This window comes from Oceanithermus profundus DSM 14977 (assembly GCF_000183745.1).
Classification (GTDB): Bacteria; Deinococcota; Deinococci; order Deinococcales; family Marinithermaceae; genus Oceanithermus; species Oceanithermus profundus.
The window spans coordinates 2,275,578-2,296,746 of sequence record NC_014761.1 but is presented as its reverse complement, the minus strand read 5'-3'; the positions used below and the strand labels follow the sequence as shown (position 1 = coordinate 2,296,746).

General features: G+C 71.1%; 19 protein-coding genes. 14 read left to right on the top strand and 5 right to left on the bottom strand.

Annotated elements, in window-relative coordinates:
- Positions 1-37: 37 nt before the first annotated feature.
- The 6 genes from OCEPR_RS11280 (at position 38) to OCEPR_RS11255 (ending at position 5,162) form a co-directional block, all read left to right on the top strand.
- A complete protein-coding gene (locus OCEPR_RS11280) occupies positions 38-232 on the top strand; it encodes a hypothetical protein (RefSeq protein WP_013458858.1) in 195 nt (64 codons plus the stop codon).
- Positions 229-1,392, top strand: a complete 1,164-nt coding sequence (locus tag OCEPR_RS12380; RefSeq protein ID WP_049773557.1) for a hypothetical protein — start codon at positions 229-231, stop codon at positions 1,390-1,392. Before OCEPR_RS11280 ends, OCEPR_RS12380 begins: the two co-directional genes overlap by 4 nt.
- A 90-nt stretch (positions 1,393-1,482) precedes the next feature.
- A complete protein-coding gene (locus OCEPR_RS11270; RefSeq protein ID WP_013458856.1) occupies positions 1,483-2,361 on the top strand; it encodes an FTR1 family iron permease in 879 nt (292 codons plus the stop codon).
- A 24-nt stretch (positions 2,362-2,385) separates the two neighbouring features.
- Positions 2,386-3,375 (top strand): polyprenyl synthetase family protein, encoded by a 990-nt coding sequence (locus OCEPR_RS11265; RefSeq protein ID WP_013458855.1) that lies wholly within the window; start codon positions 2,386-2,388, stop codon positions 3,373-3,375.
- A 33-nt stretch (positions 3,376-3,408) separates the two neighbouring features.
- Complete coding sequence (locus OCEPR_RS11260) at positions 3,409-3,942, top strand: inorganic diphosphatase (RefSeq protein ID WP_013458854.1); 534 nt, start codon at positions 3,409-3,411, stop codon at positions 3,940-3,942.
- Positions 3,943-3,983: 41 nt separating this feature from the next.
- Entirely contained in the window at positions 3,984-5,162 is a 1,179-nt protein-coding gene (locus tag OCEPR_RS11255) for a hypothetical protein (RefSeq protein WP_013458853.1), read from the top strand.
- Positions 5,163-5,169: 7 nt separating this feature from the next.
- On the opposite strand, the gene OCEPR_RS11250 is transcribed toward OCEPR_RS11255, so the two are convergent.
- Entirely contained in the window at positions 5,170-5,355 is a 186-nt protein-coding gene (locus OCEPR_RS11250) for a YrhK family protein (RefSeq protein ID WP_013458852.1), read from the bottom strand.
- Positions 5,356-5,419: 64 nt separating this feature from the next.
- Between OCEPR_RS11250 and OCEPR_RS11245 the strand changes: the two genes are divergently transcribed.
- Genes OCEPR_RS11245 through OCEPR_RS11225 form a run of 5 tightly spaced genes read left to right on the top strand, consistent with a single transcriptional unit; the run spans position 5,420 to position 9,940 of the window.
- Positions 5,420-7,195, top strand: a complete 1,776-nt coding sequence (locus tag OCEPR_RS11245) for a right-handed parallel beta-helix repeat-containing protein (RefSeq protein ID WP_013458851.1) — start codon at positions 5,420-5,422, stop codon at positions 7,193-7,195.
- A gap of 43 nt (positions 7,196-7,238) precedes the next feature.
- The gene (locus tag OCEPR_RS11240) at positions 7,239-7,547 is read left to right on the top strand and encodes a metalloregulator ArsR/SmtB family transcription factor (RefSeq protein WP_013458850.1); all 309 of its coding nucleotides are present in this window, start codon (positions 7,239-7,241) and stop codon (positions 7,545-7,547) included.
- Positions 7,507-8,160, top strand: coding sequence for an SdpI family protein (locus OCEPR_RS11235; protein WP_013458849.1), 654 nt, complete (start codon positions 7,507-7,509; stop codon positions 8,158-8,160). Before OCEPR_RS11240 ends, OCEPR_RS11235 begins: the two co-directional genes overlap by 41 nt.
- Positions 8,157-9,329: a serine hydrolase gene (locus OCEPR_RS11230; RefSeq protein ID WP_013458848.1), complete on the top strand. Its 1,173-nt coding sequence runs from the start codon at positions 8,157-8,159 to the stop codon at positions 9,327-9,329. The genes OCEPR_RS11235 and OCEPR_RS11230 overlap by 4 nt, the downstream gene beginning before the upstream one ends.
- 8 nt (positions 9,330-9,337) lie before the next feature.
- Positions 9,338-9,940: a transposase gene (locus tag OCEPR_RS11225; protein WP_013458847.1), complete on the top strand. Its 603-nt coding sequence runs from the start codon at positions 9,338-9,340 to the stop codon at positions 9,938-9,940.
- 39 nt (positions 9,941-9,979) lie between these two features.
- On the opposite strand, the gene OCEPR_RS12375 is transcribed toward OCEPR_RS11225, so the two are convergent.
- Together OCEPR_RS12375 and murA are read right to left on the bottom strand one after the other, a co-directional pair.
- Positions 9,980-11,374 (bottom strand): methyltransferase domain-containing protein, encoded by a 1,395-nt coding sequence (locus OCEPR_RS12375; RefSeq protein ID WP_148229300.1) that lies wholly within the window; start codon positions 11,372-11,374, stop codon positions 9,980-9,982.
- A gap of 83 nt (positions 11,375-11,457) precedes the next feature.
- A complete protein-coding gene (gene murA, locus OCEPR_RS11210; protein WP_013458845.1) occupies positions 11,458-12,732 on the bottom strand; it encodes a UDP-N-acetylglucosamine 1-carboxyvinyltransferase in 1,275 nt (424 codons plus the stop codon).
- 119 nt (positions 12,733-12,851) lie between these two features.
- Between murA and OCEPR_RS11205 the strand changes: the two genes are divergently transcribed.
- The 3 genes from OCEPR_RS11205 (at position 12,852) to OCEPR_RS11195 (ending at position 16,752) form a co-directional block, all read left to right on the top strand.
- Positions 12,852-13,067: a hypothetical protein gene (locus tag OCEPR_RS11205; RefSeq protein WP_013458844.1), complete on the top strand. Its 216-nt coding sequence runs from the start codon at positions 12,852-12,854 to the stop codon at positions 13,065-13,067.
- A 23-nt stretch (positions 13,068-13,090) separates the two neighbouring features.
- A complete protein-coding gene (locus OCEPR_RS11200) occupies positions 13,091-14,932 on the top strand; it encodes a serine/threonine-protein kinase (protein WP_013458843.1) in 1,842 nt (613 codons plus the stop codon).
- A 65-nt stretch (positions 14,933-14,997) separates the two neighbouring features.
- Positions 14,998-16,752: a hypothetical protein gene (locus OCEPR_RS11195; protein WP_013458842.1), complete on the top strand. Its 1,755-nt coding sequence runs from the start codon at positions 14,998-15,000 to the stop codon at positions 16,750-16,752.
- Positions 16,753-16,810: 58 nt separating this feature from the next.
- Here the strand turns inward: OCEPR_RS11195 and OCEPR_RS12905 are convergent, their stop codons facing one another.
- Together OCEPR_RS12905 and OCEPR_RS11190 are read right to left on the bottom strand one after the other, a co-directional pair.
- On the bottom strand, positions 16,811-17,785 hold the full coding sequence (locus OCEPR_RS12905) for a DUF6615 family protein (protein ID WP_013458841.1): 975 nt from the start codon (positions 17,783-17,785) through the stop codon (positions 16,811-16,813).
- 20 nt (positions 17,786-17,805) lie between these two features.
- Positions 17,806-21,168 (bottom strand): DUF499 domain-containing protein, encoded by a 3,363-nt coding sequence (locus OCEPR_RS11190; protein WP_013458840.1) that lies wholly within the window; start codon positions 21,166-21,168, stop codon positions 17,806-17,808.
- Between the last annotated feature and the right edge of the window lies 1 nt (position 21,169).

The following is a 21,169-nucleotide window of genomic DNA, read 5'->3' as shown; positions in this document are numbered from 1 at the left end:
AGCGCGCCGGGCGCGGGCGGCGCGGTATGGTGTAGGCATGAAAGAGGTGCATTTCCGCCTGGTCACGGGCACGGATCCCGAGCTGTTCCAAGACCGTCTGAACGCCGTGGTGGCCGATCTTCCCGACGACGCCATCATCGTCGACGTGCTGTTTTCCACCGCCCATTCCGGCCGGGTCGCCGAGTACTCGGCGCTGATCTACTACAAAGAAGTCGAACCGTGGAAGGATTGAGCGTCGAACTTCTGGGCCGCACCCCCGAGCTGCCGCCCTCGCCCGGGGCGGAGCTGGCGATCTACCTGCTGGCGCGTCCGGGTTGGCGCAGCCGCGAGGAGCTGGAGAAGGTCATCCCCGAGCTGGACCGGGCGCTCGAGCAGGTGCGCGCGAGCCGCTACGGCCCCTACCTGGAGGAGGCCGACGGGCGCTTCCAGCTGCGCGCCGAGAGCGACGTGCTCGCCTACTGGCAGGACGCCTACCGCGACTGGGCGGGGACCGCGGAGCGCTACGGCGAGCTGGCCGCGGGGTTTTCGAGCGCCATTCCCGCCTTCCAGGAGTGGCTCGAGGCCGAGCGCCGCGAGGTGCTGCACGCGCTCTGGGGCACCGCGGTGGGCAAGGCCGGCGCGTTGCTCGACCAGGGGGCCAAGGAGGCGGCGCTGGCGCTGGTGGCCGGGGCCGAGGCCGCCTACCCGCTCGAGCCCGCTTCGGCCCTCGACCTCGCCGACTTCTACTGGCGCGCCCGCCGGCCCGCCGACACCGCGCGGGTCATCGAGGCCGTGCTCGAGGCCATCCCCGAGAAGTTCCGGGACCGCGCCCGGCTGAACCTGGCCGCCGCCCGGCTGCGCGCCGGCGACGAGGCCGCGGCCCAGGCCGAGCTGCGGGCGCTCGAGGCCGAGGGGGGCGAGCTGGGCGTCTGGGCCGGGGTGCACCGCGGCAGCCACGCGGTGCTCACCGGCGACGCGGAGCTGGCGCTGCGCCTCGCCGAGGAGGCCTTCGCCGCCGCCGAGGAGGCCACCGACGGGGAGCTGGCCATCGCCGCGCTGATGCTCAAGGGCGAGGCGCTGACCGCGCTGGGCCGCCCCAAGGAGGCGACGCACGCCCTGGGGGAGGCCCTGGGCATCCACGAGGTGATGGGGCGCAGCTTCTCCCCGGTGGTGCTCGCGCTGCTCGCCGAGGCCCACGCGGCCTGGGGCTACGCGGACAAGGCGCGCGAGCTCGCCGAGAAGGCCTTCAAGGAGGCCCGCGCCCAGCGCGACCCCTACGCCGCGAGCCGGGCGCTTTGGGCCCTCTTCCGGGCCACCGGCGAGGCGGGGTACGCGGAGATGGCGCGGCGCGAGGCGGCCGAGGCGGGCCACGCCCCCTGGCAGCGGCGGCTCGAGGAGCTGGCGGAGGCGTAAACGCAAACGCGAACGGTTACCGTTGCTAATAACCTACAATTCCGACCGGAATACTTGACATTAGCCGGGCGGCCCGTGTAGGGTTGCGGCATGAACGGTTCGCGTGTCTTCCACGTTGCCCTGGCCTGGGCGGGGCTTTCGGGCGCGGCCCTGGCCCAGACGGCGGGCTGGACCTGGGGGATGACGAGCGCCGCGACGATCGTGCTCCGGGAGGGGCTCGAGGCCGCGCTGGTGCTGGGCGCCGTCCTCGTCTACCTGCGCGCCGCGGGCGCGGGCGCGCGCCTGCTGCGGGGCCTCTGGGGCGGCGTCGCCGCCGCGCTGCTGGCGAGCGCCGCGGCCTGGTGGGCCTCGAGCCTGCTCCTGGGGATGAGCGAGGCCGGCCGCGAGGTGCTCGAGGGCGTCACCGCCCTGCTGGCGGCGGGGGTGCTCTTCTTCGTGATCAACTGGCTCTTCCACCAGGCCTACGTGGTGGACTGGACCGAGCGCATGCGCACGCGGGCGCGCGCGGCCGTGGCCCGCGGCTCGGCGCTGGGGCTCGCGGTCCTGGGTTTCCTGGTCGTCTTCCGCGAGGGGTTCGAGACCGTGCTCTTCTTCCGGGCGCTGCTCGCCCAGGTCCCCGCGAGCGCCGCGGGGGCGGGCTTCCTCGCCGGCGTGGGCGTGACCGCGCTGGTCGTGGCGGCCCTGGCCAGGAGCGGGCGGCGGCTGCCGCTGCGCCGGGCCTTCCAGGTTTCCGGCTGGCTGCTCCTGCTGCTGGCGATCAGCTTCGTGGGCAACGGGGTGCACGAACTCCAGGAGGCCGGCTGGCTGCCCGAGACCGCCTGGTGGGCGGGCGTCTTCGACCGCGCGCTGCTGAGCTGGGCGGGGCTGCGCGGCACCCTCGAGACCCTGGGCTCCCAGGCCGCCTACCTGTTGCTGCTCGCGGTGAGCTTCGCCCTCGCGCGCCGGCGCGCGCGCCGCTTGGAGGCCTAGGCGCGCGGGGGCTAGAATGGCCCCGTGACCCCGCTCGCCCGGCAGATCCAGCGCACCCTGCTCGCCGCCCTGCCCGATCCCGAAGCCGCGCCGCGGCCCGAACTGGCCGCCTACGCGCGGCTTCTGCGCGACTACCCCGAGCGGGGGGGCAAGATGCTGCGCGGCCGCCTCGTCGTTCTCACCGCGCGCGCCTACGGCGACGACACCGCGGCGCTGGGGGTGGCGGCGGCGCTCGAGCTCTTCCAGAACTGGGTGCTGGTCCACGACGACATCGAGGACGACTCCGACGAACGCCGCGGCCGCCCGGCGCTGCACCGGCTCGTGCCCATGCCGCTTGCCCTCAACGCCGGCGACGCCCTGCACGCGGCGATGTGGCGCCTGCTCGCCGAGGCGGGGGCGCGCCGCAAGGTACTGCTCGAGTTCGCCGAGCTCGTCGAGACGACGGCCAGCGGGCAGCACCTCGACCTCAGCTGGACGCTCGAGGGCCGCTTCGACCTCACCCCGGACGACTACCTCGAGATGGTGCGGCGCAAGGCCGCCTACTACACCGCCGTGGCCCCACTGCGGCTGGGGGCGCTAGTCGCCGGCCGGATGCCCGACCCCGCCTTCGCCCGCGCCGGGCTCGAGCTGGGCGTCGCCTTCCAGATCGTCGACGACGTGCTCAACCTCGAGGGCGACCCCGCGGCCTACGGCAAGGAGGCCGCGGGCGACCTCTGGGAGGGGAAGCGCACCCTGATCCTGCTCGACTGGCTGGCCTCCGCCGCACCCGAAGAGCGCGCCCGCGCCGAGGCGCTCCTGCGCCGGCCGCGGGCCGAGAAGGATCCGGCCGAGGTGGCCTGGTTGCACGAACGCCTGCTCGCGTCGGGGGCGGTGGCGCGCGCCCGCGAGCGCGCCCGGCGGATGGCCGAGCCGGCCCTCGCCGAGCTGGAGCGCGCCTTCGCGCCCCTGCCCGGACGGGAGGCCGCCCGCGAGGCGCTCGACCTCCTGGCCGCGCTGGTCTGGCGCGAGCGCTAGCGTCGCGCGCGCCCTCCGCCGTATCCTGGGGCCATGGCCAACCTGCACGACATTCCCATCGGCGACGGCGCACCCCAGACGGTGCACATGATCATCGAGGTGCCCCACGGGTCGGCGAACAAGTACGAGTTCGACGAGGCCACCGGCATGGTCAAGCTCGACCGCGTCCTCCCCGGGGCCCAGTTCTACCCGGGGGACTACGGCTTCATCCCCCAGACCCTCGCCGAGGACGGCGACCCCCTGGACGGGATCATCCTCTCCAGCTACCCGCTCCTCCCCGGCGTCCTCGTCGAGACCCGGGTCGTCGGGCTGTTGCACATGGAGGACGAGAAGGGCCCCGACTCCAAGGTGCTCGCGGTGGTGGCCGAGGACCCGCGGCTCGACGCGATCCAGGACCTGGCCGACGTGCCCCCGGGCAAGCGCGACGAGATCGCCAACTTCTTCGAGACCTACAAGGCGCTCGAGGCCAAGAAGGGCAAGTGGGTCAAGGTCACCGGCTGGGGCGGCCGCGACGCCGCCGTGGCCGAGGTGGAAGCCTGCATGAAGCGCTACCGGGAAGGCGCCTGACCCTTCACCCGGTTCACCGCCCGCCGGGCTAGGCTGGGGCCATGGACCTGCACCGGCGCTGGGCGGCCCGCCGGGCCTGGCGCGTGCGCGCGGCCCTGGCGGCGATCCTCGCCCTGGCGGCCTGGGCGCTGAAGCCGGCGCTCGGCCCCTGGGCGCTGGCCCTGCCGCTGGCCGCCCTGCTCTACCCGGTACGGCGCGAGCTCGCCGGGGCCCTTGCCGAGATCGACCGCCGGCTCGGCCTCGCCTACCGCACCGCCCTGGAAACGCCCCCCACGGACCCCGCCTACCCGCAGCTCCGCGCCGAAGCCAAGCGCGCCGCGCGCGCGGCGCGGCCGCCGCGGCCGCCGCTCGCCGAAACGGCGCTGGCGCTGGCGCTGTGGGGGCTGGCCGCGGCCCTTCCCGTCCCGGCGCGGCCGGGGGGCCCGCCGCCGGCGGAAGCGGTCGCGGGCGCGCCGGCGGAGCGGCTTCCGGCGACCAGCGAACCCGCCCCCGAAGCGGCGCGGGAGCGGACCGTCCCCGCATCCCCGCCCGCCGCGGACGCCCCGCCCGCCGCGGAGGAGGCGCCCGCCCCCGAACCCGGGGCCACCGGCCCCGCGGCGCGGCCGCCGGAGGAGGCCGGGGCTCCGGAGCCGCAGGCGGGCGACGAACCCCCGCCCACGGAGGCGGTCCCGCAGGAGACCGCGACCGGCGCGCGCGAAGCCGACGGGGAGGAGCGGGCCGCCCCGGCCGAGCGGCCGCAGGCGCAGGGGGACGGAGGGGCGGTGGACCGCGCCGCCGAAACGGCCAACGGCCGCGGCGAAGAGGCCCCCGGCGCAGACCGCCCGCAGGCGGGGGCAGCGGAGGACGCGGCCCCGCAGGCGCGCGCCCCCCAGGCGGTTGAAGGGCCGCCCGCGGACGCCACGGACGCTGCTGCGGCCGAGGGTCTGCGCGAGGGGACGGCCGCCCCCGGATCGCCCGAGGACGGAGCCGAGGGGGCCGCCGGCGCGGGGACGGGCGAAGACCGCGGGAGCGCCCCCGGCGCCGCTGGGGACGGGTTCGAGCCCGTGCCGCCCGCGGCCGCCGACGCACCCGAGGGCCCGCCGGCGGAGCTGCCCTCCCCCTGGGAGCAGGGGACGCCGCCCGAAGCGGTGCGCCGCGCCGCGGAGCGCTACCTGCAGGACGCGCCGCTGCCCCCCGGCGCCGCCGAGGCGCTGCGGCGCTACTTCGAGCTCGACCGCTGAGCCGGCTTCAACCCTCGCGGTCCAGCCAGAGCCGCCCCAGGCGCTCGAGCAGCATCGCCGTGCTGCCGTAGATGAAGAGGTAGACCCCCTCGGTGTAGCGGTCGGGGTTCAGGAAGAGGACGCTCCCCACCACGAAGGCCAGCCCTCCGGAGAGGCCCAGCAGGGTGAGGAGGGCGCGCACGCGGGGGGTCACGCCTCCAATCTATACCCGCTCCGGTTACAATGCGGTTGGATGCCGTTCAAGGAAGGAGCCTCCCGTGCCTGACCTGCACCGGCTGGGCCTGCCGCTTGCGACCCTGCTCCTGCTCCTCGGCTGCCGGGCGCAGCCGCCCGCGCCGGGGGGCGCGCCCCCGGAGGCGGCGCCGACGCGGCCGCCCGCCCTGGGCGAGCTGCGCAGCTACGCCACCTTGAACGCGGTCGGCTTCGAGTGGCGCTTCGACGTCGACCCCGAGGGCAACGCCGCCTGCACGCTGCGCTACCGCGAGGCCGGTGCGGGCCCGTGGCGGGAGGCCTGGCCGCCCTACCGCATCCGCCACGCCCCGCCCAGCCCGGTGGCGGGCAGGACCGGGGCTTTCGACGGCTGCGCCGGCTCGGTCCTCTTTCTCGAGCCCGGCACGGCCTACGAGCTCTGGCTGAAACTCGAAGACCCCGACGGTCCTTCAGGCGAGGGCGTGGTCACGGTGCGCACCTACAGCGAGCCGGCGGTGCCGGCGGACGCGCCCGTGTTCTACGTCGTCCCCGGCTCCGGCGGCGGCGCGGGCACGGCCGCCGACCCCTACCGGGGCATCGCCGAAGCGCAGCGGCACGCCCGGCCCGGCGACGTCTTCCTGCTGCGCGCGGGCGAGTACGCGGGCTTTTCCGATGGCGAAATACGGTTCAGCGCAGCCGGCGAGGAGGGGCGCTGGGTGGTCTGGAAGGCGGCCGAGGACGGCGTGGTCTTCGCCGCCCCGGTGCGCGTCGCCGCCGACTACGTCTGGCTTGAGGGGGTGCACGTGCGCGGTCGCCCGGACGTGGCCGACGAGTGGGGGCTGCGCACCTACAACAACCCGCGGCGGGTCGTCGTTCAGCGCAACACCTTCACCGACTTCCACTACGCGATCGCCCTCAACCACGGCGGTACGGCCTGGGTGATCCGCGACAACGTGATCGTCGGCGACCAGGACCCCTACGTCTGCCTGGACGCCAACGGCGACGAGGTGAGCGGCGGCGGCTGCCCGGGGCTCAGCTACGGCGGCGAGGGGATCGAGCTGAACCACACCGCCGGTCACACCGTGGCCCACAACCGCATATCGCGCGTCGCCGACGGGATCTCCTACCCGCTCGAGAACGTCGACGTCTTCGGCAACGAGATCTTCGAGGTGACCGACGACGGCATCGAAGCCGACTACGGCTACGCCAACGTCCGGGTCTGGGGCAACCGCATCACCGGGCCCCGCCACAACGGCCTCAGCTTCCAGCCGATGAACGGCGGCCCCTGGTACTTCGTCCGCAACCAGGTGGCCGCGCCGCGCGAGTCCACCCTCAAGCTGCGCGAGCTGAGCCGGGTGCTGCTGGCCCACAACCTGCTCGTGGGCTGGAGCAACGCTGTGAGCGCCTACAGCGGCGAGGGGATGCGGCGCGTCGACTCGCTGAACAACCTCTACGTCTCGGCCTCGGGCCGCTACATCTGGGAGCAGTACGACGGCGGGCCGGCGTGGGGGCGGCTCGACCACGACGGTTTCGACTGGGGCGGCGCGCCCATGGCCTTCAAGTGGGGGTCCGACCGCCGCTACCCCGACCTGGCGGGTTTCCAGGCCGCGACCGGGCTCGAGCCCCACGGCCGGGTCTTCGACCGCGCGGACTGCTTCACCGCTTGGCCCGTCGCCCGCCCGCCCGAGCCGGTGCCGCTCGCGGCCATGAGCCTGAAGGCCGGCTGCCCTGCGGTCGACGCCGGCCTCGTCCTGCCCAACCTCACCGGCGCCTACGCCGGCGCCGCCCCCGACCTGGGCCCCTACGAGCGCGGCCTTCCGACGCCGGTCTACGGCCCCCGGTAGCCGTTTCGGTAACTTACGTAATAAAACGTGTTACAATGTACCCGTGCCACTGAACCGGCTCTTCAAGGCCCTGGCCGACCCCACGCGGCGCGAGGTGCTGCGCGCCCTGCGCACGGGCGAGCGCAGCGCCGGCGAGCTGGCCGAGGCCTTCCCGCTGGCCCGCAGCACGCTCAGCCAGCACCTGCGGGTGCTGCGCGAGGCGGGGCTGGTGGAGGTCGAGGTGCGCGGCAACCGCCGGGTCTACCGCCTGGCCGCCTCGGTGATGGAGGAGGCGCTGGCCTTCCTGATGGAGCTGGGGAAAGGAGCGGAGGATGAAACGCCACGCGCTGGCCGTCTTGGCCTTGATCGTTAGCTGGGGGGCGACGCTCGCGGCCCTCGCGGTCTTCCCCGACCGCATACCCGCCCACTGGAACGCCGCCGGCGAGGTGGACCGCTGGGGCTCGAAGTTCGAGGTCCTGATCCTGCCGGCGGTGCAGCTCCTCGTCGTGGCCGCGCTCGCGGTCTGGCCGCGCTTCGACCCCAGCCGCCGCGGCCCCTGGCGCGCCTGGCCGCTCCTCGTCGCCGCCACCGCCTGGGGGCTCGCCCTGCTGCAGCTGGGGGTGCTCTACCTGACCTGGACCACCCTGCAAGGCGCGGGCCTGAACGCCGAGGGCGGCCTGCGGGCGCTGCTCGTGGTCCTGGGGCTGACCTTCGTCATCACCGGCAACTACCTGCCCAAGGCCCCGCAGAACTGGCTCTTCGGGGTGCGCACCCCCTGGACGCTCTCGAGCCCGCGCGCCTGGCAGGTGGCGAACCGGGTGGGGGGCTGGATCTTCATCGCCCTGGGGCTGGCCGTCGTCGTCGCCGCCTGGTGGTGGCCTCCGGAGTGGGTGCTGTGGGGGATGATGGCGGCGCTGCTGCTCGCGACCGCGTACCTGGTCTGGCTCTCGTGGGCGGTGTGGCGGCAGGAGGAGGCCCGCTCGTGAGGCGGGGCGCGTGGGGGCTCGCCCTGGCCCTGGCGCTCGCGCTGGCCGTGCCCGCCGCGGCCCAGGACGCCGCCGCGGCGCGGGTGGCGGCGCTGTTCACCCAGAAGATCGAAAGCCGCTGGTTCGCCCCGTCGTTTTTGAAGCAGGTGCCCGCGGCCCAGGTGGCGGCGATCGTGCGCCAGCTCGGCGGCCAGCTGGGGGCGTTCGAGGGGGTGCGCCCCGAGGGCGCGGGGTACGTGGCCGTCTTCGAGAAGGGCGAGGTGCCGGTGAGCCTTACCCTCGACGCCCAGGGGCGGATCGTTGGTCTCTTCTTCAAGCCGCCCCGGCCGCGGCTCGCCTCGCTGGCCGAGGCCGAAAAACGCATGGCCGCGCTGGCGGGAAAAAAGAGCTTCCTGGTGCTGAAGAACGGCGAGGTGCTGGCCGCCCTCGACCCCGACGCCCGTCTGGCCGTGGGCTCGACCTTCAAGCTCTCGGTGCTGGCGGCGCTGCTCGAGCGGGTCGGGGCCGGGGGGCTCGCCTGGGAGGACACGCGGCCGCTCGAGGCCGCCTACCGGAGCCTGCCCAGCGGCGCCCTCGCCGACTGGCCCGCGGGCACGCCGTTGACGCTCGCGGACCTGGCGGGGCGGATGCTGAGCGAGAGCGATAACACCGCCACCGACCACCTGATCCACCTGCTTGGGCGTGAGCGGGTGGAGGCCTACGCCTACGGCAACGTGCCGCTGCTCAGCACCCGCGCCGCCTTCGTGATCAAGGCCGACCCCGAGCTGGCCCGGCGCTGGCGCGAGGCGGGCGCGGACGAGCGCCGCAAGCTGATCGCGGAGGGCGAGGCGCGGCCACTGCCCACGGTGCAGCGGCTCTTCGCCGCGCCCCCGGCCCCCGAGGTCGAGTGGTTCTACTCGGCGCGCGAGCTCTGCGAGCTGGCGGAGCGCGCCGCCGCCACCCCGCTTTCCGGCATCAACCCCGGCCTGGCGCGCCGGGAGGCCTGGAAGCAGGTCGTCTACAAGGGCGGCAGCGAGCCGGGCGTGCTCAACCTGACCACCTGGTTGGAGGACGACGCGGGCGCGCGCTACTGCGTGGTGGCCACCTGGAACGCCGAGGACCTGGACGAAAACGCGCTCTTCGGGCTCTACGGGGCGGTGCTCGAGCTGCTGGCGCAAAAGCGGCCTTAGGTGCGGCCATGGAGGAGCGCCCCCGCCGCAGGCGCACCCGACTTGCGGGTTACGACTACCGCAGCCCGGGGGCGTACTTCGTCACGCTGGTGACGCAGGGGCGGGCGTGTTTGTTTGGGGAGGTTGACGAGGGCGTGATGGTCACGAACGCCGCCGGCCGGATGGTCGAGGAATGGTGGCTTTCCTTGCCCGGGAAGTTCGCGGGCGCGTTGCTGGACGCCTTCGTGGTCATGCCCAACCACTTCCACGGCTTGCTCGTCCTCAACGCCGATTTCTCGGTAGGGGCCGACCCACGTGTCGGCCCGGAAAAATCGGGCGCACACACGGGTGCGCCCCTACGAAGAAAACCCACCTCCCTTCCCGAGGTCATGAGCTGGTTCAAGACGATGACCACCAACGCCTATATCCGCGGCGTGCGCGACGAGGGCTGGCCCCGCTTCGAAGGCCGCCTCTGGCAACGCAGCTACCACGACCGCATCGTCCGCAACGAAACCGAACTGGATCGCCTGCGCGCGTACATCGCCACCAACCCGCTGCGCTGGCACCTGGACCGGGAGAACCCGGCGGCCGGTGGCGAAAGGGGCGCGGCCCCGCGCGGCACGGAAACGTAAGGCGGGTTTCCAATCGAGCGCCCGGGCAGGCCCGGCGGCCTAGGCGGGGCTCCGGAAGTTGAGCGTGAAGTTGCGCCCGGATCCGTAGGACTCGCAGGGCGCGAACCCCGCCCGGGCCGCGAGCTCCCGCACGCGCTCCGCGGGTACGAAGTCGGGGTCGCCGGGCTGCTCGGTGATCGAGAGCAGCCCGCCGGGTTTGAGCACGCGCCGGACCTCCCGCAGGCAGGCCAGGGGGTCGTTCAGCTCGCCCAGCACCGCGACGAGGAAGGCGACGTCGAAGCTGCCGTCGCCCCAGGGGAGCGGCGCGTCCGCCGCGCCCACCGTGAAGCCCGCGCGGGACTCGAGGCCGGCGCGCGCGAGGCGGCGGCGGGCCCGCTCCAGCATCTGCGGCTGCAGGTCGAGGAGCTCGAGCCGCCCCCGGGGCAGGCGCCGCGCCACCGCCACGCTGAAGTAGCCCGGGCCCGGGCCCAGCTCGAGGACGCGCGCGTCCTCGTTCAGGTGCAGGCGCTCGGCCAGGCGTTCCGGGGGCAGCACCAGCCGCCGCAGCGGGGAGAGGAGAACGAAGGAAAGGTCGGGGGCGAAGGCGCCGCGGCCGAAGAAACGCGCCCAGGCCGCGCCGCCCCGGAGGGTGCGCGGGCCTTCGAAGGCCACCACGGCGACGGTCCAAAGGGCGACGAGCGCCGTCCTGTAAAGCTGGGCGCCCTGCGGCAGGTCGAAGAGCTCGCCGCTGAAATTGATGGAGAAGTGAAAGAGCACGGCCGCGAGCGTGCTGCGGTTGGCGCGGTTGTAGATCCAGGTGAAGAGGACGGAGGCCGTCAGGGTGCCGAACAGGAACGACCAGAAACCCGCGCTCAGGAAGCCCAGGCGGTCGTGCTGGTACGTTCCCGGAAGGAAGAACAGCGGCAGGTGCCACAGCCCCCAGACGGCGCCCAGGATCAGGCTCGAGGCCAGCGCGCTGCGGTACCGCTGCAGCCGGTCCAGCGCGTAGCCCCGCCAGCCGAGCTCTTCGGGCAGCGGGCCGAACAGGAGCATGAAGGCCGCGTACGGAAGCAGCCTCCAGGGTTCGGCCCAGAGCTGCCGGGCCGTTTCGAAGGCCGGCCACGACCCCCCGCCCGACACGTAGAGGGCCAGCGCGGCCGCGTTGATGAGGGGGAAGCCCAGCGCGATCACGGCCCAGACCGGGGCCCGGATTCTGCGGGGGTCGAACAGCCGGCTGCGGTAGTCGCGCCAAAGCGCGGGGTCGCTGCGGCGCGCCAGCAGCAGCGTTTCCGCAAGCGCGGGCCCGAACAGGCCGAGGGCGCCGAAGGCGACGGCGGGCCACCCCCACACGTTGACCTGGAGAACGGCGAGGGGTACCCAAAACAGCCAAGAAAGGCCGAGCGCCAGCAGAAAGAAGGGCCAGGGGCCCGACCCCATGGGCGCACCGCGTTTCACAACCAAACTACATTATGAATTTCCTGGTCTCGTACCGCCAGGTACGAAAGGCCCGGCAGGCCCACGGGCCGGGGCGCGGACGTTCAGTCCGCCGCCTGCTCGAGCCGCACCGGCTCGCCGTAGACGACCGCGCCCAGCTGGCGCAGGCGGTCTTCGAGGTCTTCGTAGCCGCGGCCCACGTGCTGCATGCCCTCGATCACCGTCTCGCCCTCGGCGGCCAGCGCGGCGATGACCATGGCCCCGCCGCCGCGGATGTCGAAGGCCTTGATGCGCGCGCCGGTGAGGCCGCGCCCGTGCACCGCCAGCACCCGCTCCTTGAGGTGCAGCTCCGCGCCCAGGCGGGCGAGCTCGCCCACGTGGGTGAAGCGGTCGGGGTAGACGAGGTCGCGCACCAGGCTGACGCCGGGCACGGTGGCCAGGTAGGCGGTCACCGGCGGCTGCAGGTCGGTGGGGAAGCCGGGGTATTCGCGGGCGTCCACGTCGAAGGGCTCCGGGTTCGCGGTGCTCTTCAGGCGCACCCAGTCGGTGCCGGTGACGACGGTGTGGCCGGCGTTCTTCAATTTCGAGAGCAGCGCGTCCATGTGCTCGGGGCGGGCGCCCTCGAGCAGCACCTCGCCGCGGGTGGCGGCCACGGCCAGCAGGTAGGTGCCGGCCTCGATGCGGTCGGGGATGATCCTGTAGCGGCCGCCGCCCAGCGCATCGGCGCCGCGGATCGTCATCTTGGCGGTGCCGGCGCCCTCGATCTGGACGCCGAGCATCTGCAGGAAGTTGGCGAAGTCGACGATCTCGGGCTCGAGCGCGGCGTTGACGATGGTCACCTCGGTGGGGCCCAGGGCCGCGGCCAGCATCACCTGCTCGGTGCCGCCCACGGTGGGGCGGTCGAAGACGACCTCGCCTTCGGGCCAGCCGGCGCGGCGGGCGGTGAAGGTGCCGCTTTCCTCGTGGATCTCGACGCCCAGGTCCCGCAGCGCCTTGATGTGCAGGTCCACCGGGCGGGGGCCGAAGGCGCAGCCGCCGGGCATGCTCACCTCGCCCTCGCCCTCGCGGGCGAGGAGCGCGCCCAGCACGATGAAGCTGGCGCGCATCTTGCTGACGAGTTCGTAGGGGGCCTGGGTACGGGTGATCTCGGGGGTGTGCAGGTGGAGGGTGCGGCCCTCCCAGGCGTAGCGGGTGCCCAGGTGGGCGAGCAGCTCGAGCAGGACCTCGATGTCGCGCAGCCGCGGCACCTCTTCCAGGGTGACGGGCTCGCGCGTGAGCAGGCTGCCCACGAGGATGGGCAACGCCGCGTTCTTGGCGGGGTTGACCCGCAGTTCGCCCCGCAGGGGCGTGCCTCCTTGGATGATCAACGGTTGCTGCATGTCGGACCCCCGGTCCCTACGATGAGCATGATACACATCATGCGTAAGGTGATGATATAACAACTCCAGCGCATTGTCAAGCATTGCCTCATCGTGGTATAGTGAGGGTCCGGAGGCCTATGCCGAAGAAAGAGAAGAAACGCCTGCAAGTGGTCATCAGCGAAGACCAAGACGCCCTGCTCACCAAGGCGGCCTACGAGCTTTCCAGCCCCGAGCGGCTGGTGAGCAAGTCGGAGGTCGTGCGGCTGGCGATCCAGAAGATCGCCCGCGAGCTGGAAGAGGGCAAGATGAGCGTCGAGGAGCTGAAGGCCAAGCTCGCCGAAGAAGAAGACTGACCCCGCCCCGATACAATACGTAGGTGGACGTTCTCGCCGGCCGCTACCGGCTCATCGAGCCCATCGGCTCCGGGGGCATGGCCGAGGTTTGGCGCGCCCGCGACGAGCGCGTGGGCCGCGAGGTGGCCGTAAAGCTGCTGCACGCCCACGTGCACCCGCTCGAGCGCGAACGCTTCGCCCAGGAGGTGCGGGCGCTGGCCGCGCTCAGCCACCCGGGCGTGGTGGCCATCTACGACCTGGGCGAGGAGGAGGGCCGCACCTACTTCGTGATGGAGCTGGTGAAGGGCGGCACCTTCGACCGGCTGGGGCCGTTCGAGTCGGGGCCCGAGGGGCTCGTCATCCTGGAGGCGGCGCTCGAGGTGCTGGCGGCGCTCGGCCACCTGCACGCGCGCGGCATCCTGCACCGCGACCTGACGCCCAAGAACATCCTCCTCACCGAGGAGGGCCGCCCCAAGCTGATGGACTTCGGCCTCGCCTACCTGGCCGAGGCCACCCGCCACTTCACCCGCACCGGCTACACCCTGGGAACGCCCCAGTACATGGCCCCGGAGCAGGCCAAGGGGGTGGCCCTCACCCCCGCGGCCGACCTCTACGCCTTCGGGGCCGTCCTCTACCGCACCCTCACCGGCCGCCCGCCCTTCGAGGGCGAGCACGACCAGGCCGTCCTCTACCAGCACGTCTACGAGCCGCCGCGCGACCCGCTCGAGCTCAACCCCGCGCTGCCCGCCGCACTTTCGGCCTGGCTCTTGCGCATGCTGGAAAAGGAGCCCGCCGACCGGCCGCCTTCGGCGGCCCAGGCGCGGCGCGAGCTCGCGGCGGTGCTGGAGGCGGTGCGGGCCGAGCTCTCGGGCACCGCGCGCGCGGGCCTGGCCCGCAGCGGCCACTACCCCTCGGGGCCGGTGCGGCCCGAGCGGCTCGAGCCAAGCGCCCGGGCGGCCTTCGAGGGCGAGGCCGTCTGGCCCATGGAGCCGGTGGCCCGCGCCGGGCGGCTGGCCGTGGGCGGGGGCGCGGCGCTGCACCTCTTCCGGGTGCCGGGGCTCGAGCCCGCTTCGCCCTTCCCCGCCAGCGACGAGGTGACCGCCGCCCCCGCGCTCACCGAGGACCGCGTCTACTTCGCCGACTGGGAGGGGGTGCTTCGCGCCCGCGGCCTGGGCGGGGCCCGCCTCTTCGAACACAAGACCCGCGCCGAGGTGACCGCGAGCCCGCTCGTGACCGCGCGGCGCGTCTACCTGGCGGGGCGCGACGGCTACCTCTACGCCCTCACCCCCGAAGGGGAGCTCGAGTGGGCCTTCGAGGCCGGGGGGCACCTTTCGGCGGGGCCCACCCTCTACCGCGGGATGCTCTTCGCCGCCAGCGAATCGGGCTGGCTCTTCGCGCTCGAGCCGGCGAGCGGAAAGCTCGTCTACAAGGTCGAGGCCGGCCCCATCCACGCCCACATCCCCGCGGCCGGGGGGGTGCTGGTGCTGCCCACCTGGGCCGGCGAGGTGCACGCCTTCGACCCGCTGGCGCGCGAGGTGCTGTGGACCTACGACGTCGAAGGCGAGCTCTGGGGCAGCCCCGCGGTCGGCGAGGGGCGCGTCTACGTGGCCGGCTGGAGCGGCGTCCTCTACGCCCTCGACCTGAAGACGGGCGACGAGGCCTGGACGGCCGAGGTGGGCCGGGTCACCGCCGGGCTCAGCCTCGCCGGCGGGGTGCTCTACCTGGCCACCGAGGCGGGCGAGGTGCGGGCGCTCGACGCCGCCAGCGGCCGCGAGCTGTGGCGCGCCGAGGGGCTGGGCGAGGTCCAGGCCGCGCCGCTGCCGCATGCGGGCCGCCTCTACGTGGCCACGCTCGAGGGCCGTCTGCTCGAGTTCAAGGGGGGCTGAACCGGGTCCGCCCTTTCTCACGGGAAATCCGGTAGGCTGGAGCGAGGTTCGGCTCAGGAGTTTGCATGGCACAGCACACCTTTCACATCCCCGTCATGGGCACCGCGTTCACCGTGGACACGCCCTTGAAGATCGCCAAATACGGCATCGCCTCGGTCATCTCGATCGTCGACGACGACCTGCTCGAGCGCATGCGCGCCTACTGGGCGCGCCGCCGCGGGCGGGCCTACGCCCCCATCGAAAAGGACCTGAAGGCCGACTCGCGCGCCCGCCGCACCGCCGCCTATCTGGACCTGGTGGACGAGCTCGTGCGCGAGGACTTCGAAGCCCTGCGCACCGCGCCGCTCGAGCCGGGCAGCGAGCTGTGGCGCTACCTGGCGCTGCTGCCGGACGCCAGCCCGCTGCGCCGCGCCTGGGAGCGCTGGCAGGAGGCCGAGGGGGCCGAGCGCGCGGCGCTCGAGCGCGAGATCCGCGCCGGCCTGGCCCCCGGCCGCGTCGAGGTCAACGTCATGACCAAGGTCGACAAGCCCAACTTCGTCGGCCGCGAGCCGCTCCCGGTGGAGTACAACGACGCCCACGCCGCCCTGCGCGGCTTCGCCGAGAGCACCCTCGAGGGCGTGCTCGTGCTCTCGGCGGGGTTCAACGCCCGCCTCTACAGCTACATGGCGAACTTCGCCGGCTTCTTCGCCGACGAAGCGGGCCGGATCCGGAAGCAGATCGCGCTCAAGGTCTCCGACGCCCGCAGCGCCCTCACCCAGGGCAAGTTCCTGGCCAAGAAGGGGCTGTGGGTGAGCGAGTACCGGGTCGAGAGCGGCCTCAACTGCGGCGGCCACGCCTTCGCCTCGCAGGGGTACCTGATGGGGCCGATCCTCGAGGAGCTGAAGAGCAAGCGCGACGAGATCGTGGCCTCGCTCTTCGAGATCTACAAGAAAGCCCTCCAGAAGCTGGGCCGGCCGGTGCCCTCGGGGCCGCCCGAGGTGCGCTTCACCGCCCAGGGGGGCGTCGGCACCGCCGAGGAGCACGCGATGCTGCGCGAACGCTACGGCCTCGACACCGTGGGCTGGGGCTCGCCCTTCCTGCTCGTGCCCGAGGTGACGGTGGTCGACGAGCGCACCCGCCGGGACCTCTCGGCCGCGGGCGAAGAGGACCTCTACCTCTCCGGCGCCTCGCCGCTGGGGGTGCCTTTCAACGTGATGCGCGGGGCCTCGATCGAAGCCCTGAACCGCAAGTGGTACGAGGAGGGCCACCCCGGCAGCCCCTGCCCCAAGGGCCACCTCGAGTTCAACACCGAGTTCACCGAGCGGCCCATCTGCACCGCCAGCCGCAACTACCAGCACCGCAAGATTCAGCAGCTGAAGGCGCTGGGCCTTTCCGAAGACGCCTACCGGCGCGAGATCGAAAAGCTGCTCGAGAAGCAGTGCCTCTGCACCGGCCTGGCCGAGCCCGCCCACCTGGAGTACCGCTTCCCGCCCCAGATGAAGGAGACCGGCGTCTCCGTCTGCCCCGGGCCCAACCTGGCCTACTTCTCGGGCGAGCGGACGCTCGAGGAGATGGTGGACCACATCTACGGCCGCCGCCCGCTGGCGCTCGAGGCGAACCGGCCCCACGTCTTCGTCAAGGAGCTGCGCCTCTACGCCGACTACCTGCGGCGGGTCGTCGCCGGCGAGTTCGGCACCGACCGCGACCGCACCCCCGAGGCGGTGGCCGCCTTCCGCGTCAACCTGGCCGCCGGGGCGCGCTACTACCTTGAGCGGCTCGAGGAGCTGGGCCTGGGGCCCTGGAAGGAAGAGCTGGAAAGCTTCGCCGCCCAGCCGGCGTAGCAACCTACCGAAGGTTGGGTGGAAAATCGCCCCTCGCCGTCCATACAGGCCCAAAGGGTCATACCGTCGGCTTGTATAGCGAATCGAGACAGCAGTACGCGGCGTCCTGCTGCACGTCGTCTCCGGAAATCACCCAAACGAAACCGGCGTCAACTTCTAGCGCCTCTCTTTCACTCAGCTCCTCGCCCTGAAGGATTTTTTGAACGTAAGTTGGCGGGGACTCAATTAAAAAACTACGGTATCCGTCATTGTTGCGGCCTCGGTCGCGATGTCTGGTTTCGATGCCGTGCGACCGCAAGACCTCTTCGACGTGTTCCGCGATGCCAACGGTTCCATTACCACTCATGTGGTTGCGCTCGCCTTTGCAGCACACAAGGTCCGCCCAGCAGAACATTTCTTGGTGAAGATTCCAAAAGTTCAGAGCGTGGCTTGGCTTCTTTCCGCGGATCAATTCGCGGACCTTGCGGGCGTCGGCCATTGTGCATCCAGGTGGGTGTTTCTTGCATGGATGATCGGCATGGTCAAAAACAGTATTATCGCTGCACGTCTGCTCGCCGTGCTTCTGTAATGTCTTTTCTTGACAGGCCGCTTCCAAGCACCAATAGTTATAAAATACATAAATTGGCGCCATAAATTTCTTTTTTTCTGCAATATCCCGTATGAACTTGTCGAGCGGTTCATGTACTTGCTCAATCAAGTTGTCGGCTTGTTCTCCTTTCCCAAGGCTTTCGTAGCGCAAAGTACACGGATTTAGCTTTTTCGCCTGTACTCGCATCCCAACCCAAACATCGGCTTCTTTGGTTCGGCGGGTATGGAACCACCACTCCCAATCGGCGCCGTATTCGCTCTCCTCGCTCTTGTTTAACCTGTAAATCCGCAGCTGTTTTTGGTGCCTGTGGACCAAGTAAATGAGCAGGTTGTCCGTTATCGTTTCTTCGCCGGGCAAAAGGCGTAGATTGTAGCCATGCTTCATGAAGTGCCACGTCCACCAACTGGCACGAAGGAAGTCCTTACACAGCGAAGGTTTGGCCATGCGCGCATCCCCTCCGTGCGTCACTCCTCCTCAAACTGCGGCTCCATTCCTAGCGCCGTGGCGTTCTCCCGCACGATCCGCACCACCTCGGCCGGTATGCCGTCGGCCACTTCAGCTGCTACTTCAATGGTAATTTCTACCCGGCCGCCCGGCAGCTTGGCCAGGTGCACCACCAGCTCTTCGGCCAGCTCCTGGGTGGCCTTGGTCAGGTCGGCCGGGTCCACCCGCCGTTTCACGTAAAAGCGCCGCGGCTTGGGCTCGTCGGCCTCGCTTCTTTCACCCGCCACGTCGGCCACGCTGGCCGTTTTGTCGGCGGTCACCGACCCTGTGCCGCCGGCAGCGGCTGGCTCGGCCGCCCCGGGCTTGCTGGTGGCAACCTCCCGCTGCAACTGCTCCTGGGCCACATCGGGGTGCACCACCAGCCCGGCCGGCTGCCGCAGCTTGGGCGGTTGCTGCCCGGCTACCAGGCCCACGTAACGCCCCTTTTCCGCGTCGTAGCCCTCGGCGTAGGCAAAGCTGTCCACGTACCAGGTCAGCAGAGCCACACCTCGCTCCACGCTCTCCAGCAGCACCCGCGGGCTCTGCAGCCGTTGCAAATAGGGGTAGCTGGCAAAGTAAGCCGCCAGCTGTTCCAGCTCTACGTGGCGGCCGTCTTTCCAAAGGGGCACCTCGTCCAGGTGTTTGCGCAACACGTTGGGCGCCAGCTGCAGCACCAGCTGTTCTTCCTTGAGCAGCCGCTTGGCGGCCCGCGGCGCCAGCTCACCCTGGCCGCGCAGGTTGAGCGGCCGAATCTCAATTTCGCTTTGCGGCCCGGCCTGCTCAGGAACCAAAAGCCAGCGGTAGGTTTGCGGTATCCGCGCCTTCAGCGCCTCCTCGGCCTCGGCCAGCTGCGCCTCGGCCTGACGCACCTGGAAGGGGGTTAGGTTTAGCTGCTCCTTGTCGTCCAGAACGCTCTTCCAGGCCAGGTAGCGGCGCGCCGCCTCGTCGAGGTCGTGGTAGTCGTTTTCGTCGGCCGCCAAAAAGACCAGCGCGTTGCGGAAGTGACGCGGGGCCGAACCCCGGCTTTCCAGTATCTCCCGGGCCAGCTTCATGGCCGCGCTCTCGCCGTTGCCGCTACGGTACTGCTTATCTGGCGGCAGCACCACCAGCCGCGTCTCCATCTCGTCGGGCACGTCGGCCGCGCTGCGCGGCAGTGCGTGCACGGCGGCAAACTCCCCCTTGCTGCCCAGCGCCTTGCGCAGGCGGCGCTCCAGCTCTTCATAAACCCGCTCGGGCTGGCGCTTTAGCTGCTCGGCCCGGTCTTCCACCAGCTTGCCCACCGTCGGCTGGGTGTCGTACCAGTAGCGGTCGCCATCCTGATACAAATAGGTTGCCCGGCTCGCCAGGTGGCGCAGGGCGTCGCCAAAGGCCGCCGGCTGCTCCCCGGGCATCACCGCTCCTAGCTTTATGCGCCGCGCCTCCAGACCCCGTTGCGCTGCCCCCACGTTGGGCGCCGAGCCCAAAAAGATGGTTCGCGCCACCCGCCGCGTCGCCTGGTAACGGCCCAGGTTGGGCAGGGTGTTGTCGAGTTCCACCGGCAGCGAATTGGGGCCGTCTATGTCTTTGTCGATAATCGGGGTCCAGTTGTCGGGCAGGTGCCGCACCAGCTCGCGCTGCACCTCGTCGGTGTCGAGCGGCAGCGAGGCGGGCATAATCAGCGGGCTCTTGTCGCCGTTTTCCCAGAGCACGTGAATGACCGCCGCCATCAGCCGCAGCACGCCGCGGGTTCGCTGGAAGCGGGCCAGGCTCGACCAGTCGTTGTAGAGCCGGTCGAAGACCTCGGGATGAATGGGGTACGAGGCCCTGATCCGCTTTTCGTAGTCGGCCTCGCGGGTGTCGGGCGGAAACTCCGAGGCCTGCTCGCGGTACATGTCGGCAAAGGCGCGCGCCGTCAAGTCGCGCTTCTTGAACGCCTCGTTGTCGCGGATGGGCTTGAAGAGCCGCCGCCGCACAATCTCAAAGCTTTCTTCCTGGGTCGCCGGCCGCCAGGGTGACTCAATACGGCCAATCACGTTCTGCAAGCGGCGCAACGCCTCACGGCCACGACGGCCGCCCACCTCTATGTCGTTCACCTCGTCGGCGTCGTCCGAGGCCGGCAACGAAACCACCAGCAGCGTCCGCGGCACCGCCTTGACCGCCTCGGTTAGCGCCTGAGCGAAAGTAAACTGGGTTTCGAAATCGCCCCCGGGCAGCCGTTGTTCTTCCAACAACTGGCGGGCGTAGGCCACCCACTCGTCAATCAGAATCAGCGCCGGCGCGTAGCGCTGCAGTAGCTCCTGCAACGCCTCGCCCGGATTGGTGGCGTTTTCGTCGTCTTTGCGAACCAGCTCGTAGGCCCGCCGGGCCTCTTCCAGGCCGCCCGCGGCCATCCCCAGCTGCCAGGCCAGCTCGCCCCAGAGGGTGTGCACCTCGGTGCCGTCTTCTTTCTTGCTGGGGCTGCCGGGCTTCATCCGGTTGCCCACCAGCACCACCCGGTTCATCTTTGGCAGTTCGTTTATGCCAGCCTTGGCCAGCAGCTGCTCCACCCCCGGCAGGTCGGCCGGGCGCTTGCCCGAAAACATGTGGTAGAGGGCCAGCATCGAGTGGGTCTTGCCGCCGCCAAAGTTGGTTTGCAGCTGAATTACCGGGTCGCCACCCTTGCCCTGGGCCCGCTCCGCCGCCCGCACCAGCAGCTGGCTCAGGCTTTCGGTTAGGTAGGTGCGCCTGAAAAACTCCACCGGATCGCGGTATTCGTCGCCCCCCTCACCCTTGTAGACCTGCCACAAGTCGGCGGCAAACTCGGCCAGCTGGTAGTGGCCGCTGGCCACGTCGTCGTGTGGCTCTATCACCTCGCGCCAGGGCGTCAGACTGGCCGCGGCGCTTTCGGGCAGTTTGGTTTTGGCCTTGCGCTGCTCGCTCCGTAACTGTTCGTCAAAGATGAGGCGCAAAAGCTCCTTACGCTCGCGCTCAATCTGCGCCGCCTGCTCGGTGCCGCCCACCGACTTGAGCAGCCGCTCGGCCGAGTCCATGACGCGTAACACGTCATCACTCGAAAATGCTTTTTGGTGTGCCCACCTATTGCGCCACTCGCGCAGCTCCGAAACCAGGCTGCGGTCGGTGTGGCCCAGCGAGTCGCGAAAGACACTATTCCAGGCATCCCACATGAAGCGTAGCAGGGCCGAGGCATCCCACTCGGCTATTGGCCGCTCACGCAGGTTAGGGTCGGAGAGAAATTTATCCAGCGTCTGTTTGCTAATTCGTTGATCGGCTAATGCTTCTTCGGCTTCGCGCGCCACGTACGGGGCCAGGCCGTCGCGCAGCGCTTGCAGGGTTCTACCTACGCGCTCGTGGTTGGTAATTGCCATA

Coding starts and splice junctions, on each gene's coding strand:
- OCEPR_RS11225 (WP_013458847.1), top strand. CDS start 9,338: ATGGAGGAGCGCCCCCGCCGCAGGCGCACCCGACTTGCGGGTTACGAC.
- OCEPR_RS11280 (WP_013458858.1), top strand. CDS start 38: ATGAAAGAGGTGCATTTCCGCCTGGTCACGGGCACGGATCCCGAGCTG.
- OCEPR_RS11235 (WP_013458849.1), top strand. CDS start 7,507: ATGAAACGCCACGCGCTGGCCGTCTTGGCCTTGATCGTTAGCTGGGGG.
- OCEPR_RS11205 (WP_013458844.1), top strand. CDS start 12,852: ATGCCGAAGAAAGAGAAGAAACGCCTGCAAGTGGTCATCAGCGAAGAC.
- OCEPR_RS11260 (WP_013458854.1), top strand. CDS start 3,409: ATGGCCAACCTGCACGACATTCCCATCGGCGACGGCGCACCCCAGACG.
- OCEPR_RS11190 (WP_013458840.1), bottom strand. CDS start 21,168: ATGGCAATTACCAACCACGAGCGCGTAGGTAGAACCCTGCAAGCGCTG.
- murA (WP_013458845.1), bottom strand. CDS start 12,732: ATGCAGCAACCGTTGATCATCCAAGGAGGCACGCCCCTGCGGGGCGAA.
- OCEPR_RS11270 (WP_013458856.1), top strand. CDS start 1,483: ATGAACGGTTCGCGTGTCTTCCACGTTGCCCTGGCCTGGGCGGGGCTT.
- OCEPR_RS11255 (WP_013458853.1), top strand. CDS start 3,984: ATGGACCTGCACCGGCGCTGGGCGGCCCGCCGGGCCTGGCGCGTGCGC.
- OCEPR_RS12905 (WP_013458841.1), bottom strand. CDS start 17,785: ATGGCCAAACCTTCGCTGTGTAAGGACTTCCTTCGTGCCAGTTGGTGG.
- OCEPR_RS11195 (WP_013458842.1), top strand. CDS start 14,998: ATGGCACAGCACACCTTTCACATCCCCGTCATGGGCACCGCGTTCACC.